The 17566-nt window shown below is 40.6% G+C and carries 12 protein-coding genes; 8 read left to right on the forward strand and 4 right to left on the reverse strand.

Going from position 1 to position 17566, the window contains the following annotated elements:
• Positions 1-180 precede the first annotated feature (180 nt).
• The 5 genes from pilV to VUI23_RS05465 are packed head-to-tail and all read left to right on the forward strand — an operon-like array spanning position 181 to position 6832.
• Positions 181-822, forward strand: a complete 642-nt coding sequence (gene pilV / locus VUI23_RS05445; protein WP_216049976.1) for a type IV pilus modification protein PilV — start codon at positions 181-183, stop codon at positions 820-822.
• Positions 819-1688 carry a PilW family protein gene (locus VUI23_RS05450; protein WP_216049977.1) on the forward strand — a complete coding sequence of 290 codons (870 nt, stop codon included), beginning with the start codon at positions 819-821 and terminating at the stop codon, positions 1686-1688. The genes pilV and VUI23_RS05450 overlap by 4 nt, the downstream gene beginning before the upstream one ends.
• Entirely contained in the window at positions 1685-2251 is a 567-nt protein-coding gene (locus tag VUI23_RS05455) for a PilX N-terminal domain-containing pilus assembly protein (protein ID WP_216049978.1), read from the forward strand. The genes VUI23_RS05450 and VUI23_RS05455 overlap by 4 nt, the downstream gene beginning before the upstream one ends.
• A gap of 13 nt (positions 2252-2264) precedes the next feature.
• Complete coding sequence (locus VUI23_RS05460) at positions 2265-6350, forward strand: PilC/PilY family type IV pilus protein (protein ID WP_342807224.1); 4086 nt, start codon at positions 2265-2267, stop codon at positions 6348-6350.
• A 14-nt stretch (positions 6351-6364) separates the two neighbouring features.
• On the forward strand, positions 6365-6832 hold the full coding sequence (locus VUI23_RS05465) for a type IV pilin protein (RefSeq protein ID WP_342807225.1): 468 nt from the start codon (positions 6365-6367) through the stop codon (positions 6830-6832).
• Positions 6833-6919: 87 nt separating this feature from the next.
• Here VUI23_RS05465 and VUI23_RS05470 read toward each other — a convergent pair whose 3' ends face one another.
• A complete protein-coding gene (locus tag VUI23_RS05470; protein WP_216049981.1) occupies positions 6920-7663 on the reverse strand; it encodes a hypothetical protein in 744 nt (247 codons plus the stop codon).
• 217 nt (positions 7664-7880) lie between these two features.
• Positions 7881-10124 carry an acyl-CoA dehydrogenase gene (locus tag VUI23_RS05475; protein ID WP_303499553.1) on the reverse strand — a complete coding sequence of 748 codons (2244 nt, stop codon included), beginning with the start codon at positions 10122-10124 and terminating at the stop codon, positions 7881-7883.
• A 360-nt stretch (positions 10125-10484) separates the two neighbouring features.
• On the opposite strand from VUI23_RS05475, the gene VUI23_RS05480 reads away from it, so the two are divergent.
• Genes VUI23_RS05480 through VUI23_RS05490 form a run of 3 tightly spaced genes read left to right on the forward strand, consistent with a single transcriptional unit; the run spans position 10485 to position 14779 of the window.
• Positions 10485-12791, forward strand: coding sequence for an MMPL family transporter (locus VUI23_RS05480; RefSeq protein WP_216049983.1), 2307 nt, complete (start codon positions 10485-10487; stop codon positions 12789-12791).
• On the forward strand, positions 12781-13590 hold the full coding sequence (locus tag VUI23_RS05485) for an outer membrane lipoprotein-sorting protein (RefSeq protein WP_216049984.1): 810 nt from the start codon (positions 12781-12783) through the stop codon (positions 13588-13590). Before VUI23_RS05480 ends, VUI23_RS05485 begins: the two co-directional genes overlap by 11 nt.
• Positions 13559-14779, forward strand: coding sequence for a hypothetical protein (locus tag VUI23_RS05490; protein ID WP_252729368.1), 1221 nt, complete (start codon positions 13559-13561; stop codon positions 14777-14779). Before VUI23_RS05485 ends, VUI23_RS05490 begins: the two co-directional genes overlap by 32 nt.
• Before the next feature lie 22 nt (positions 14780-14801).
• Here VUI23_RS05490 and VUI23_RS05495 read toward each other — a convergent pair whose 3' ends face one another.
• Both VUI23_RS05495 and VUI23_RS05500 read right to left on the reverse strand, forming a co-directional pair.
• Entirely contained in the window at positions 14802-16247 is a 1446-nt protein-coding gene (locus VUI23_RS05495) for a polysaccharide lyase (protein ID WP_216049985.1), read from the reverse strand.
• A gap of 24 nt (positions 16248-16271) precedes the next feature.
• The gene (locus VUI23_RS05500) at positions 16272-17564 is read right to left on the reverse strand and encodes a chondroitinase-B domain-containing protein (protein ID WP_342807227.1); all 1293 of its coding nucleotides are present in this window, start codon (positions 17562-17564) and stop codon (positions 16272-16274) included.
• Between the last annotated feature and the right edge of the window lie 2 nt (positions 17565-17566).

Here is a 17566-nt window from a genome sequence, read left to right on the forward strand (position 1 = left end):
TCAAAATTATACTTTACTACCTCATTTTCATACCTAAGCCGTACTTACGATAACCAAAACTTGTGTCAAATAGGCTAAATTTACTACCATCAAGCAAGTCTTTCCTTAGGAAGCAAGGTTACTGGCTATACTAGGTGCTGCAGATAACTTAAATTCGGCAAGATAAACGAGAATTGAGGAATGGGTGTGATCAATAGCAAAACTAACCAACAGATTTATTTGCGTCAACATGGCGTAGGTATGATTGAAGTGTTAGTGACGCTATTTATATTGTCAATTGGCATACTGGGTGTGGCTTCTTTGCAGTTTATCAGTTCTTTTTCTAATTCTGACGCGTTAAACCGTTCACAATCGGTAATGGTTGCTCAGCAACTAAGTGAGAGGCTCAGAGCCAGTGCTAGAATGTCTCTAATTGGTGATGGTTTGGTGGTTGATGAAAACTACTTTGATAGCGATGTGTATAATTTTAATAACCTTTCATGTGCTAGTACAGCTTCGGATTATAACTGTTTCTGTTTAACTAAACCGGCGGCGATACCTGATTGTGCGGGTGGACAATGTTCTGCGGCTCAATTTGCTGTTTATGATGGTTACGAAGCATCTTGTTCGGCGGTGTCATCGAATCCATCGGTAACCTTGGCAGTTAGTTGTCAAGATAACAATGCTCTTGATGGCGAGGCGTGCAGCACAGGTTCAAGAGTGAGCATTCTTTTATCTTGGCCGGTGGAAAATTGGAAAAATATTGATCGAACCTTAAATGACGAGTGTGAATCGGAAGATGATGAAGCTCGTGATTGCGTTAAGTTGGATGTGCTGTTATGAGGGCATTTAATCGTTCTCAAGGTGGTTTTAGTTTAGTCGAAATTATGATCACCTTGGCGCTTGGACTACTGATTACCGGCGCCATTATTCAAGTTTTAGTCAGCAACAGTTTGACTGAACGTTTGAACCGTTCTTTGTCGTCTACCCAAGAAAGTGGACGCTTTATTATTACCCGTTTGCGTAACGAACTTCTAATGTCGGGTTTATACGACATCTTAGACCCCGCATTAAATACCGATCAAGATATTGTCTTAGAAAGTGCATTTGTTAGAAACCACCCCGTTATTCTGCCTGGGGATTTTGCTGCTTTTGATGATGTTGGTTCTGCCCAAGGGGCGTCAGGAGCGAGTGACAAAGTAGCTGTAGCAATGCAAGGGAAGACGGATTGTCGTGGTTATAAATTAGGATATGCCGATGATGAAGAGTTTTTCGTGGTTAACGAATACTTTGTTGATGGTAAAACCCTAAAGTGCAGGGGATTTGATGGACGTGTGTTACGGGGACAAAAAGTGGCCGTAGGACACGATGGACATTCCCCAGTGATCCTACTGGATGAAGTCGAAAGCTTTCAAGTTCAATACGGTTACACCAATAATTTGTTAACTGGCGACAACTCTGCGCGGCCAGTAAGTTACGTTACTGCCGACCAACTGCCTGCAATTTTAGCTGATAATGGTCAAGTTGTGGCTATTCGAATTGCTGTATTGATTAAAGGTGACGCTGAAGTGTTTTTAAATTCAGTGCCGAGTTTCAAATTATTAAATGAGACAGCCATTTCTCCTAGCGAGAATCGTCTGTTTAAATTGTTTGAAACCACAATTACGTTACGAAATGCAAAGAACCTAATGCGAAGTATAAAAGTATGAAACAACATGGTTTAGTTATGGTATTTGCACTATTGGTGTTAATGAGCTTAACCGTTCTTGGTGTGGCTTCAGTATCCAGTAGTTTAATGCAAAACAAAATGGCGGTATCAATGGAGAAACAATCTTTAGCTTTTGATGCAGCAGAATCTGCAATTGCTGGGGTGGTGTTCGAATCTGAAGATGAAGTGTTACTTTCTGATCCTGATAAACTTGATCCCTTATCTCAAGCCAGAATGGGAGACGCTGTGGATTTGGTTAATGATGACATGAGTTGTTTCAATGACGACGATTGGACAAACCGCGCAGTTACCGCCGCCAATGGGCTGACTACTAATACTGTTCATGTTGCTGAAGGTCTATACGATGATAATCCGGCCATTTCCAGTTGGTCCAGAACAGCGTTTATTGCAGAACGTGCGTGTTTAGGATCGAGCAATGTTATTGGTGGCAGTAACATTAATTGTCATGTTTTTATCATTAAAGGTTGCGGAAGGATGGAAGGATCCAAGTTTGCTGTGGCTAATACGTTAAGTGCATCCGTTTTTGCGCCAGCGTCACAATAGCGAGGTTGTATTTATGTCTATTAAAAAAGCGCTGCATTCTGGTTTAGCTTGCATATTGTCGAGCATGATTATGTTTTCAGCATTTGCTGATGATTTAGAAATTTATTTAGGCAGTTCTGATGCTGCTGTTGAATATTATCCCAACGTACTGTTCATTATGGATACCTCAGGCAGTATGGACTCAAAGGATGGTACAGATGAAACGCGGATGTTGCGGGTTCAAAATGCGTTAAAAGAGACCTTAGGCTCGGTAACCAATATTAATGCAGGTTTAATGCGCTTTTCCGATTACGGTGGCCCCGTACTCTATCCAGTGAGCCAAATAGACTCCAGTGTTTTACCGGTGCTAACCAAAACGATAATTGAGGGCAATGATGACGCCTATGAAATACTGGGTAGTGTAAACCGGACTAGTTCTGAAATCCGGCTTTCATATGGAACTGAGGTGGTTACCAGTGGTTTTCGTTTTCAAGAGCTCAATATTCCTCAAGGCGCGACTATTACCAACGCTTATTTGCGTTTTACCTCAGCACAGCTAAATACTTCAGCTACTACTTTTAAAATACGCGCGGAACGGGTCCCTGATGCTACTGCTTTTAATAGTAATAGTTTCGATATTTCCACCCGTACTTTAACTTCAAATGAGGTCGATTGGAGTAGCGACAATAGTTGGCCATTGGCCGGCCAAACCATATCTTCACCAGATATAACCAACGTAATACAAGAAGTGATTGATCAAACTACGTGGTGTGGTCAAAACGACTTAAATGTCATTATTGAAGGCTCAAGTGTGGATAGTTCAAGTAACCGAAAAATCGAATCCTTTGAAGATGGTTCGGGCTCGGGCGTGCAACTGGTGGTCGCCTATGACAGTTCTTCATCACCCGGCTGCGTGAGAGGCTCGAGTACTTATCAAGTTGCTTCTAACGATGATAATGCTGAAGAACGCACTAATGGTTATGAATCTACGGGGACAGAGTTAACTTTCAATCCGTCTTATAACGCTTATGTAGGTATGCGATTTAGAAGCTTAGCACTACCACAAAATGCAATAATCACTAACGCTTATATTCGTTTTACAGCATATCAAAACCGCACAGGCAGTGGTGCCTCTTTTGTTATTAAAGGTATTAATCAAGCCGACCCTGGTAACTTTAAATATTATTCAAGGTATCGCTTGCGAAACGACCCTAAAACTTCGGCGTCTGTGACCTGGGGAAGCATTCCAAGTTGGTACAAGAACTACACTTATGAAACCCCAGACTTGTCTTCTATTGTGCAGGAGTTAGTTAATCGAGGGGATTGGGAGTCGGGGAATGATATGTCCTTTGTGGTGTCTGATATCACCGGTGTTAGAGGTGCCTACTCATATAATGGTAAACCCTCTGCAGCTCCCGTTTTAGTGGTTGAATATGAAGGATTATCTACACCAGGAAGTACCTCAACGGTAAGAGAGCACTTGATTGGTAAAGTGGATGAATTAACCGCAAATGGTTATACCCCCATAGTTGATACATTATTAGAGGCTACAAATTATTACGGTGGTCGAGCGGTAGATTATGGCTTACAACGTGGTCCTAGTTCAGTGTCATCTTCTGTGCGCAGAAGCACTCGTGTCAGTCACCGGTTGTCTTATATCGGCGATAATTCAGTGCTTCCATATGGATGTACTGAAGATAATTTAAGTTCTAGCTATTGTGTTGGTGAGTACATACCTTCAGGTGCGGTATACGATACGCCGATTCAAGATCAGCAATGTCAGACCAATAACCATATTGTTTTACTCTCTGATGGTGAAGCAAACTACAATCACAGCGAGTCAAAAATTGAGGCTTTGCTAGGGAAAAATTGCTCCGGAAGTGGTGGTGAGAAATGCGGTGTAGATTTGGTCAAAAATATCGGTGATTTGGGTGACTCTGTCATCGATACTCGAATTATCACACACACCATTGGGTTTGCCACCAGCAGCAGTGCCAGTGCTTTTTTAAACCAACTCGCTATCAATGGTGGCGGAGGTTTCTATGAAGCCGATAATTCCGCTGATTTAGTTACCGCTTTCTCATCAATTTTAAAAACGGTTAAAGATGTTAATACGACCTTCGTGTCTCCTGGTGTTGCGGTTAACCAGCTAAATCGCTTGACCCACAATGATGAGCTTTATTTTGCTTTATTTAAACCTTCAGAAGGCGCTATATGGCCTGGAAACTTGAAACGTTATCGCATCGACGGTGATCAAGTTTTAGATCAAAATGGTATAGAGGCAGTAGATGAAGGTACTGGTTTCTTTTCTGAAAATGCGCATAGCTACTGGTCTGTATTAGCCGATGGTAATGACGTTAGAGAAGGTGGTGCGGCAAGCAGAATGAATCTGACGCGCAATATATATGCGTTTGAAGGTACCGGTTCTATAGCCGTTGATGCGAATCAAATACATGAAAGTAATTCTAATATTAGTAAAGATGACTTAGCTATTTCAGCCTTACCTGATGCGGATGAACTGCGTACGGATATTCTTAAATGGGTACGCGGCGTAGATATTAGAGATGAAGATGGGGACGGCGACTACACTGATATTCGCTTGGCTATGGGAGACCCGATTCATTCTCAGCCTATTATCGTTAATTATTCATCCACAGATAGTGCAATTTTAGTCGCTACTAACCACGGTTTATTGCATTCATTTGATCCAAGTTCGGGCAGTGAAAACTTTGCGGTTATGCCCAAAGAGCTGTTAACTAATCAGTATGATTTATATAAAGACGGCTCATCTTATAATCATATTTATGGTTTAGATGGCGATATGGTCTTACGCAATGTTGACGACAGTATTTACCTTTATGTAGGAATGCGCAGAGGTGGCCGCAATTATTATGCATTTGATATTACCAATAAAACCCAACCTGCACTGAAATTTGAAATTAGTGGTGGTAGCACTGGCTTTGAAAAGTTAGGACAAAGTTGGTCAAGGCCTACTGTTACTAAAGTGAAAATAGGTTCTACCACTAAAGATGTTTTAATTTTTGCTGGTGGCTATGATGAGTCGCAAGACGATAAAGAAATTCGCAGTGCTGATTCTGTTGGTAACGCGGTCTATATGGTAGACGCTGATACTGGCAGTTTGATTTGGAGTGCGAGTAATGCTGATGCAGATTTAGTGCTTACTGATATGCAGTACAGTATTCCTGCTCGAGTATCTGTGATTGACAGGGAAGGGGACGGTGTTGCAGATCATATGTATGTTGCTGATATGGGCGGTCAGCTGTTCAGACTAGATATACATAATGGTAATGGTGTAAGCGAGCTTGTTACAGGAGCTGTAATGGCCAAATTTGGTGGCGATGCAGCGGCTGATAATAGACGCTTCTTTTATGGTCCAGATGTGTCAGAAATCAACCTCGGTAATGATCACTTTTACGCTGTGGCTGTTGGTTCAGGCTTTCGAGCTAAACCGCTAAATAGTGTAATTCAGGATCACTTTTACATGATTAAAGACGAAGGTGTTTTTAATCTTGATGAAGATGGTAATTATACCTTACCAGCAACACCCTATCTGATTTCAGATTTATTTGATGCCACTGCTCATACATTGACCTCTAGCGATGATACCGTTAAGGAAATTGCAACATCAGAGTTCGCCAGTAAACACGGTTGGTATTTAACCCTAGGAGCTGGTGGTGAAAAGGTATTAGCCTCGCCACTAATTATTGATTATAAGTTGTTTTTCACCACCTACTTACCCGCGTCAGCAAGTGATAGCGCCTGTGCACCTCCCACAGGGAACAGTCGTGCTTATCTAGTTAATCTAGTCAATGCTAACGCAGTAACTGATTTGAATTATGATGACGACTTGTCCAATGAAGACAGATATGCACAACTGCAACAAACGGGTATCGCGCCTGAGACTAAAATTCTAATAGAAGATATTACGACACCTGTGGTGTGTTTAGGTACTGAATGTACCTCAGCAGTGATTGACGTTGATGAGGATGGAGACCCAATAGCATGTGGTACCGCATTTGAGTGTTTAGCTGAAAATATTTATGGACGTTTCGAACGAGTGTTGAAAAACAGTTGGAAAACTGAAGTTGAAAGAGAGTGACAAGAGGAATGATGATGCAACGTAATTTAAATCAGGGTTTTACGTTAATTGAGTTGATGATAGTAGTTGCCATAATTGGCATTATCACCAGTATTGCTTATCCAAGTTATCAAGGTTTTTTAAAAACCAGCAACAGAGGTGCTGCCCAGTCTGATTTAATGGCTTTAGCCGCAGCTATGGAGCGCCATAAAGCGTCGACCTATAGTTATAAAGGAGCTGCTGAATCTGCTGCGGATACGGGGAAACCAGCTATATTTCATGATTATTCTCCATCATCTGAACCAGCAGCCAACAAAAAGTATAACCTAACTATTGAAAGCGTTTCGACGTCGGGAAACAGTTATATGATAACCGCAACACCTGTGTCTGGCACTTCTCAAGCCGCTGATGGCAATATTTATTTCTACAGTGACGGAAGAAAAGCCTGGGATAAAGACAATAGTAGCTCTTTATCATCCAGTGAATATTGTTGGGGTTGTTAGTTTTAAATGTCAGTACTTATAAGCAAAAGGCTCAATATTACAAATATTGAGCCTTTTGTTTTTAACTACACAGTTATTTCAAATTGATTAGGGAACCGTGGTGGTGATTTGGGCATCTCTGCGCCATTTTTCTAATTCAGCGACACGGCGAGTCAATGCGCCATTAACTTGATCTAGAGCGACGAGCTTCGCTTGAATATCACCTACTTCTCTGGCGCTATTGTTACTGCTAGATTTCACTTCCGCTAACAAAGTACTAAGTTGCGATAACTCATTTGCTTGTTGTGACAGTTGCTCTTGTAATATCGCTAAGTTAGTTGAGACAGTTGAAAAGTCACCTTCCATGACACCTAACTTCTTCTGAGTTTGACTATTTTGTTGTTTTACATTTTCAGCAAGTTGATTGATGTCAGTTTGATTTCTGCGCCAAGCTGAGGCCCAAAGCTTGTCCATTTGAGCCCATAACTCATCTGTTTTCTCCGTTAGTTCAGAGACAGTTACTCTAAGTGCACCAGCCGATTGGTCCATTTCTTCACCTGTGGCAGACAGGCGTCTTTCTAATTCTGCTACACGACTAATCGCGTTAGCTAATTCAGCATCGCTTTGCATTTTTTGTTGGTAAAGCCAATAACTTGCGCCACAAGCTGCCAATGCAATCAGCAATACTAAAAATAACCAAGCACCCGAAACACCACTTTTATCTTCCTTATTGGAGTCGCCTGATTTTTTGGATTTGGTTTTTTCTTTCGCTCTTGTGCGTTGAAAAGCTTCTCTATCTTCTTTATCTAGAACGATGTTAGGAAGATCGTTATCTAATCGCTCGTTTGCCATTACGTATAATCCAACCTTATATAATCTTGAGTTTGTGATGGGGATCGTGTCTAAATATTGATTAAACAATATTCTTTACGGATATCCGTGATGGTAGCGTTTTTTTGTGGCCGATGCTATCAATGCAGCAATTATCCTGCATCAGAGGGGTAAATTAAGTAAAAGTTAGGCAAAAAAAAAGCAGATATTATTATCTGCTTTTTGAACGGTTATTCGCCTAAGCTGCGTCAGCTTGCTGGGAATCGGGCGCTTTATGTATATCCACTAGTTCTAAATCAAATGTATATTCATCTACTCTTACGGCCAATTTACGTTTGTCGTTGTAATCCATAACTAAAGCAACTTCAGCAGTGCTTAACAGACCTTTGTCAGCAAAGGTATTCACGATATGTTCGAAGGTTAAAGCCGGCACTACAGGAGTTTGACGTAATTGCTTTTGAATCTTCTTCAGAACAGGCATGGCCGCATGTTTTGCATCGAACGCTTGTTCGTTAATGTAATTTCCATCACCTACATTAGATTTCACTAGATGTGTTAATTCGCTCTTAATGCTCGATTGCTGCATAGTTGCCGCAGATAGCTGACGAACCAAATCATCAGAAATTCCTTTTACCGAAGAGCTATAAGTGTTTGTTAGTACTCTCATCAAACCGCGGGTAGCAGTATTCGGGAAGTTGTTAACAAAATTAACCAGCGCTTGTTCACCTTGCTGTAAACACCACTGAATTGCGTACTCGAAGTAGGGTAACGCTTCAGCTCGATTAGACACTTTTTGCTCATAAAAGCGTACAACAGCCATGGCAGCATAGGTGTAGCTCATGATGTCACCTAGACGTGCAGATAAAAGCTCTGCTTTTTTCAGATCACCACCTAATACTAACAATGAAAGGTCAGCCAGTGGAGCAAGTTTTGCCGACAGTGCATTTAGCCGTTTTTCGTACTTTTTCACTTCAGGCATCGCACTTTTCGCTGAACGTGCAAAAGGTATATAGCTATTCAACATTGAACGGAACGAGTTCGCCACGCTGAATTTAACCGTCTTGCCTAACACTTTATTGAATTCGCTATCAGCCGAATTATCTTCACTGTGAATTAAATCAACCATTTCTTTTAGGTAAGGGTGGCAACGCATCGCACCTTGTCCAAAAATCATCAGGTTACGCGTTAAAATATTCGCGCCTTCAACCGTTATCGCAATTGGTAGTGCCGAATATCCATTTGCCAAGGTGTTTTGAGGACCACGTTGAATCGCTTTACCTGCTTGCACATCCATGGCTGAATTGAGTACATCGCGACCTAATTCTGTCATGTGGTATTTGGCAATAGCTGTGACAACCGATGGTTTAAGCCCTAAGCCAAGGCCTTCAGTTGTTAAAACTCGCATCGCTTCTAACACAAAGGTTTTTCCAGCAATGTCAGCTAGTTTTTCTTGAATACCTTCGAAGCGACCAATAGGTACACCAAATTGTTCACGTACGAACGAATATTCCGCAGTAGATTTAAATGCAGTTTGTGCAGTCGCAACGCCCATAGCAGGCAATGAGATACCGCGGCCGGCACCTAAACAGGCCACTAACATTTGCCATCCACGACCAATATTCTTTTGGCCACCAATGATAAAGTCCATTGGAATAAATACGTTTTCACCCCGAGTGGTACCATTATAAAAACGCACACCCATGGGATCATGACGATTACCTAACTCCACACCTGGATGGCTTTTAGGAATCAGCGCGCAGGTGATACCAAGTTCTAGGGAATCACCAATTAAATGGTCTGGATCAAATACTTTGAAAGCAAGGCCAAGTACTGTGGCAATCGGAGCTAAGGTAATGTAACGCTTATCCCAACTAACACTTAGGCCAATAACTTCTTCGCCTTCCCATGTGCCTTTAGTGACGTATGCCGCATCTGGAATTGCACCGGCATCGGAACCCGCTTCAGGGCCAGTCAATGCAAAGCAAGGGATATCTTCGCCAACACTTAGCTTTGGTAACCACTGATTTTGTTGGTCTTCAGTACCATAGTGCATTAATAGCTCACCAGGGCCTAAGGAATTAGGAACCATAACGGTTACCGCAATGGCACCGCTTGTCGCAGCAATAGTGGCTACAATCGTTGAGTTTGCATAAGGACTAAATTCTAATCCTCCAAACTTCTTAGGAATAATCAAAGCGAAAAATTTATTCACTTTTAAGAAAGTGAGAATTTCATCTGGAATATGTTTGCTATTTTGTAATTCAAAATCGTCAACCATTGCCAATAATTCGGTAACCGGCCCATCTAAAAAGGCTTGCTCGTCTTTAGTTAGCTTTGCCGCCGGAATATCTCTAAGGGCCTGCATGTCAGGCTTCCCCTGATAAATTGACGATTCAATCCAAACATCACCAGCATCCAAGGCTTCTTGCTCGGTAACTGAAATTGGGGGTAAAACTTTCTTTAAACTTGTTCTTATACTCATTGTTAACACATCCGCTCATCTGACCAGTTGAGATTAATACTACATGTTTTTAACAAAAGATCAAAACAAACTGTGATAAAGATGTCCGAAATTTACTGCTAAATAGACAGCGGGTTAAGATTAAATATATGTTTAACAAAGGTTTATGTTTTTCTTTTGATGAGTTGGAAAGTATAAAAAAATATTTTTTTATACGGCATGAAAAATTGTATGGGGTAGTAATTAGGTGTTTGTTGAAGGATTAAACTATTATGTTAAACATCTGCTTTATAAAGAATTTGTTGGCTTATTGATGTATTGTTGCAAATTAATATTAATGCATTGCAATGCGATCAATTTACCCCCCTTAGAGGATTAAAAATGCGCAGTTTGTGGTTGAATACCGTTTTAAATAGACCCTGGTTAACAATATTTCTAAGTCTAATATTTATTGTCCTGTGTGGGGCAGGTGCGCAGAAATTAGCCTTCAACGGTGATTATAAAGTTTATTTTGAGAAAGATAACCCGCAGCGAATTGCATTTGAAGAGATGCAGGCTATTTTTAGTAAAAACGAAAACGCCAATATCCTAATTTCGCCAAAAACGGGAAATGTTTTCAACCCAACTACCTTAAAATTAATAGCTGACTTTACCGAAGACGCTTGGCAAACGCCCTTATCTAGTCGCGTCGACTCAATCGCCAACTTTCAGCATACTTGGGCTGAAGACGATGACATGATAGTTGAGCAATTAATACTTGATTCCGACAAGATCGATAATGCGTTGGTTGAGCGAGTAAAAAGTGTTGCTTTAGTAGAACCGAATTTACTTAATCGATTAGTAGACGCGGACGGAAAAGTCGCGCTTGTGGCCGTGACGGTTAATCTTCCTGATGGGGATAAGACCAAAGAAACCGCTGAGATTGTTGATTTTCTAAAACAATTAACTGCCAAGTATGAATTGTTATATCCCGACCATGAATTTCATCATACCGGCATTGTATTTATGAATTCTGCTTTTGAAACCGCGGCGAAAGGCGATGCTTCAACCCTTGTACCTTTGATGTTTGTTGTTATTTTAGTGGTTTTAGGCGTGTTATTACGGTCTTTTGTTGGCACCTTTGTGACGTTGTTGGTGGTTGCGCTTTCAATTGTCTCAACAATGGGGATCGGCGGCTGGATTGGGTTTGATTTAACCACTGCAACAGTTAACGTTCCGACTTTGGTTATGACGTTAGCTGTGGCCGATTGTGTGCATGTTATCGCGTCTTTGTTATATGAGTTACGACAAGGTAAAGGAAAATTAGAAGCTATCGAAACTAGTATGCAACTGAATATCAAGCCTATTTTTATCACCAGCGCGACAACTGCTATTGGTTTTCTAACATTAAACTTTTCAAATGTCCCTGCGCTGGCTGATTTAGGCACATTAACCGCAATAGGTGTGATGATAGCCTTTGTTATGTCGATTAGTTTTCTGCCTTCTATACTGCGAGTTTTGCCAATAAAAGCAGCTAAAGCATCACATAGCGGCAATGATAGCTTCGTAAAGATTGGAGAGTGGGTAATAGCCCACCATAAACGTATATTACCCTTTACTGTTGTAGTGGTTGTTGCCGCTATAGGTACGTCACTTATGAACAAGATAAATGACACTCCTGTTGAATATTTTGATGATAGTGCGGAATTCAAAATTGCCGCAGATTATCAAGAGCAAGTTTTAAGCGGTATGACAACAATAGATTTTGCTTTATTTACCGAACAAGAGTCGGGAATTAACGAGCCGACCAGTCTGAAACATATTCATGAATTTAGTCAGTGGTTAAAAGCACGACCAGAGGTGGACAACGTATCTACAATTAGTGATGTTTATTTACGGCTTAATAAAAATATGCATGGCGATGACCCAGCGTATTATCGTTTGCCAGAAAGCCAGCCATTGGCCGCACAGTTTTTACTCCTTTATGAAATGTCACTACCGTTTAACTTAGACCTTAATAATCAGTTAAATATTGATAAATCGGGAACTAGAATCTTTGTTACTATGCAAACCTTAGGCAGTAAAGAAATTACCTCTTTTGAACAGCAAGCTTATCAGTGGGTCGAAGAAAATGCCCCAGAATTGCGCCTAACTGCTGGTAGTCAAAACTTAATGTTTGCTCACATCGGTGAAGCAAATATGAATAGTTTACTTAGAGGTACAGTTTTGGCTTTGGTTTTAATTAGTGTCATCTTAATGTTTGCGCTGAAATCTTGGAAAATGGGGGCCATAAGTTTAATCCCCAATTTATTACCAGCAGCAATTGGTTTTGGCATTTGGGGACTATACTCGGGCGAAATTAATATGGGCTTGTCAGTCGTATTAAGTATGGCTTTAGGTATAATAGTCGACGACACCGTTCATTTTTTAAGTAAATACCAGCATGCGCGGCAACACGGTGAATCTGCTGAAAATGCCGTGCGATATGCTTTTAAAAGTGTTGGTAAAGCGCTTTGGGTAACCACTGTGGTTTTAACTTTAGGGTTTGCTGTCTTAACTTTATCCAGCTTTGCACTAAACTCTGATATGGGGCTGTTAACAGGTATTATTATTGTCGTTGCTTTAGCTGTCGATTTCCTGTTTTTACCCGCTTTTCTATTGATGTTTGACAAACAAAATTTGTCTGAGGAAGCAAGCAATGAAATTTAATCAAATTCATATTAAACGTTTCGGTCTTTTTTTTACTGTATTCATGTTATGCACAATCGGCAAAGAAGGGTTGGCACAATCGCCACAGGAAAAAGGGTTAGAAATCGCCAAAGAGCGTAAATTGCGAGATCGAGGTTGGGGAGATTCTGTGGCTCAATTAACTATGATTTTGCGCAACTCTCAAGGGCAAGAAACTGAGCGGGCGATGCGTTTGCATGGGCTTGAAAATCTAGATGGGGGGGACAAGTCGCTCACTATATTTGATGAGCCCAAAGATGTAAATGGAACCGCATTTCTTAATTTCTCTCATGCCAAAAAGCCCGATGAACAATGGATTTATTTGCCTGCGTTAAAACGAGTCAAGCGAATTGCATCGCGCAATAAATCTGGTCCATTTATGGGCAGTGAATTTGCGTATGAAGATATGACAGCGTTTGAAGTTGAGAAATATACTTTTAAATATATTACTGATGAAACCTACAAAAATCGAAAAATGTTTGTGGTTGAACAAACACCTGTAGATGAGTTTTCTGGCTACACTCGACAAAAGGTTTGGATAGATCAAGAACGATACATCCCTTACAAAATAGAGTACTTTGATAAGAAAAATAGTTTATTAAAAACCCTTGAATTAGATGAGTATACTTTATACTTAGATAAATATTGGCGTGCATTGCGCACTGAAATGTTTAATGAGCAAAATGGTAAAAGTACCGAGCTTATTACCCATGAAATTGAGTTTAAAACTGGACTAGAGGACAGTGACTTTGACAAGAATAGTCTCAAACGGGCGAGGTAGTACCGCTGCTCTAACATGCTTAGCGTTGTTATTTACTGCTTCTAATTCAGCCGCCAGTGATATTGAAATTCGCGGCTCAGCAGTGATTGAACAACGTTATTTTTTGCAGGATGCTTTGTATGAAGAGCAGGACCGTGCGAACTTTTCTATCTACGGGTATGCTGAAATCTACAAAGCTTTCAATGATGGCGATGATAGCATTTCGTTCAAACCTTTTTATCGCATAGATCAAAACGACGATGAGCGAACTCATGCTGATATTCGCGAACTTATCTGGTTGCACGTTGGTGACGGTTGGGAAATGCGTACCGGCGTGGGTAAAGTGTTTTGGGGACAAACAGAATCCTTACATCTGGTTGATGTTATTAACCAAACTGATTCGATTGAAGCCATTGATGGTGAAGATAAGCTTGGCCAACCCATGGTCAACCTTTCGTTAATTAGAGATTGGGGAACCACTTCTGTCTTCGTTTTACCTTACTTTCGTGAACGTACGTTTGCCGGATTAGATGGACGACCAAGGTTCGCGCTAGACGTTGATACTGATAATCCACTCTATGAGTCGGATGATGATGAAAATAATGTTGATTGGGCAGCCCGTTGGCAGCACACGTTAGGAATGTGGGAAGTTGGGGTCTCTTACTTTGATGGTACTTCTCGAGAGCCTATTTTAGTTCCTGAATTAAATGAAGACTCGGCTTTGCTTCGACCTTATTATCCTCAAATGCAACAGGCTGGTATCGATCTTCTTGCGGTAATGGGATCTTGGCTTATTAAGTTTGAAGGAATAAGCCGTAAAACTACAGCTGAAGATTACACTGCGTTAGTGGGAGGATTTGAATATACCACTGTTGGTGTGTTTGACACTCAATTTGATTTGGGGTGGCTGATGGAGTACCAATATGATGGTCGGGACAATACTCTGCTCACACCGTCGCAGAATGATTTAATGCTTGGTACCCGCATTGTCTACAATGATATTGATGGCACTGAAATTCTGTTTGGTATTGTGCAAGATTTAGATGAAACTAATAGTCGTTCGGGCTTTATTGAAGCATCCAGTCGAATCAGTGACAACTGGAAGTGGCGTCTTGATGCCTGGTTTTTCTCTAGCGATACGCCAGATGAACCTATTTATCAATATCGCCGTGATGATTTTGTTCAATTGAGTATGGAATTCTACTTTTAATCTTAGCCGCCTAAATAGGCGGCTATTTTCTAACTGGACCAATGTAACTTGATGCAATAACGATATTATCGAGATACATATTGAAGTTGTTTTTAGGCTTAGCGACGCCACCAAAATAATAATTTAACCATACTTTTTCTATTTTAAGTTTATCCGTATCTCTGAAGTGCATATTTTCCCGTTCATAAATGAGTATTCCATCTATCCATACTCTGAAAATACCATCGTTATCACCAGGGGTATTTAATTTGATATATTGTTCAATTGAATACCAGCGTCCCGGTTTCATTGTCGATAACTCGTCTCCCCAAGATATAGTTTTGCCATATTTGTTCTTGGTATCCACTTCGTAAAGGTAACTACCGATTGGCATTCGGCCTCCCCATTCAAGGTTTGATGAAGGCACAGTTTGAAAAAATGATCCACGTACCGACCACCCATTTTTTCCATTGTTTGGCCGACCACCCCAGCCGGCTTTGTTGTATGTGCCGCTGAAGCCTGGCAGTTTTCCACCACCACTAACCTTAGCGCCTGGAGCTAACATCGAATAATATCTAAAATAAGCTTCTTCGGGCTCACGTCCAATTTCCTTAGCAAAATAATAGTCGAGGTTACCGGCTAGATTACGAGAAGTTCTAAATTGAATATTCACGCTGTTGCCGGGCTGACCAGTAAAGTGTCTAACGTTTTTGTGTTTTATAAATTGTAACTCTCCAGTGTTTTGCCATTTGGGTTCAGACATGCCAATTTTATTCTTAATCTCGTTTAACCAACTTTGCTCGTCAAAATCATCTGCATAATAAACTGCGCTATCTTGTTTAATTCCTTTATCTAGTATGTATTTTTGTGCAATCCCGTTAACTTCTGGCAGCCGAGATGGCGGAACATAATCTATTTGATCTGTTTGCAGCGTCGACTTGCCGTACTGACGTTTTGTCGTGGTGAGAAGTAACTTAAGATTTTTCAAAGATTGCCAATCGATATCTTCGCTAAACTGGAATTTCAGCAGCACACTATGTCCACCTCCAGCTTTAATAATCGACTTAGATCCATCTGGTTTACGATTTTTTTTAGCCACAAAGGTATCTATTTCCGCTAACAATAAACGCTTTTTATCGCCTTCTACAAAGGTTAATTGAGGTGCATTGTATCCACCTTTTTCAACGCTGTGGAAATCGGCCACGCCTTTGTTTCCTGGGGCGGCGGAAATGGTAATCATTAGTGGATTAGTTAATTTAACAGACGATAGGTCGATGCTAATAGTGTGCTCACGATCCAGATCCTGAACTTCAAACTCATTTAAATGCCGGGCATACTTTTTATGGAATTTAGCAAAATTACCTTCAGGCCAATATATTTGGGCCATATTACTGGCGTAATTGAAGGTAACACTGTTGTCGAATATTTGTGCTTCAGAAGGCAGCGTGAAAAATATTAAAGAATATAAAGATAAAAATAAGTTTTTCATTTTAACTGAGTAGGCTGTGAGCTGTTATTTAACCATAACATTGTCTCGTTGACTTATAAATGCATTGTCTCTGGCATTAATACGCCCATTTAATCTATTATCAAATATTTTCACTGAAGTTTGTTTATAGCGAGCATCTATACCGACAGAGTTCAATATGGTGTTTCCGCTTATTTCTGTGTCGGCAGCTTTATTGAGATAGATGCTCACATCATTGATACAGTTAAGCACCAAGTTATTTTTTATCTTTCCCGCAAAATGCTCATACTCACAATCTGTATTTTGACAAAATTGATCCTGAGTGCCACCATCTCCGAATGATAAGCCCACCCGAACATCTAAGCTCGATTGATAAGGTAAATGCCACGCACAATTCACCACATTATTGCTAAACACACCACCTGAGCCTCCGCCCTTCATAAACCCTCCGTATGTTACTGAAACTCTACCACTTAATTGGCGAGCAAAGTCAGCAATGAAATTGTTATCAACAAGCCAATTGTTTCCTCCTACCACATCTATTGGCGTCGCTGGGGTGTCGGTTTTTCGTAAGGTTTGATTATAAAAATCATTGTGTTGTACTAACACGTTATCAGCAAATACTGCGGGGCTTTGTTGGTAGTTTCCATTGGCTTTCAAGGCGGCGTTAAAATCGATAAATTGATTATTAATTAGTTGGGTTTGATCAGCATTACCATACATATGGATTGCATGTTCGCAATATCTTTGTTGACCACAGGCTCCTTGGAATGTGAGATTTTCAATGCGCCAATTGCTTTTATTTAAATATATACCCTCTGTATTTTTAATTTCCAAAATGCTGGTACCCGGCACGCTGCTTAATAGTCGAATAGGACTGTCTTGACTACCGTGGTGTCTCACTTCAAGACGTTTTAGAATAGAATAATGACCTGGATAGAGCAGAATCACATCGCCTTTTCGAGCCTTCAACATTGCAGATCGTAACTCTTCGACGTTTTGCACGGGGTAAAAATTGGAAGCGAGTAATGACAGTGCTTTAATACTGTGAGAATCAATTATTTTGTTATGGTCAACTCCAACCCCAGAGGCTTCTTTATCAAACGGAATCAGTGATGGTTGAGGTATGAGTTTGAGGAACAAGTCAGCACTTTTTAACAGCGTAAGCCTTATTCCCCAATTTTTATGCAGATTAATTTGTACGTACTGACGGCCTTTGATTGTTAGCTCTTTTGCGTAATCTGTTTGTAGAAAAATCAGAACAACTGCAGAAGCAATAAAGACGAAAAAAGCGCAAGCGATAGCAAGCTTTTTAACGCCAGCCTTATTAAATTTCATAA

It is taken from the genome of Alteromonas sp. M12 (assembly GCF_037478005.1).
In the GTDB taxonomy this organism is placed as follows: Bacteria; Pseudomonadota; Gammaproteobacteria; order Enterobacterales; family Alteromonadaceae; genus Aliiglaciecola; species Aliiglaciecola lipolytica_A.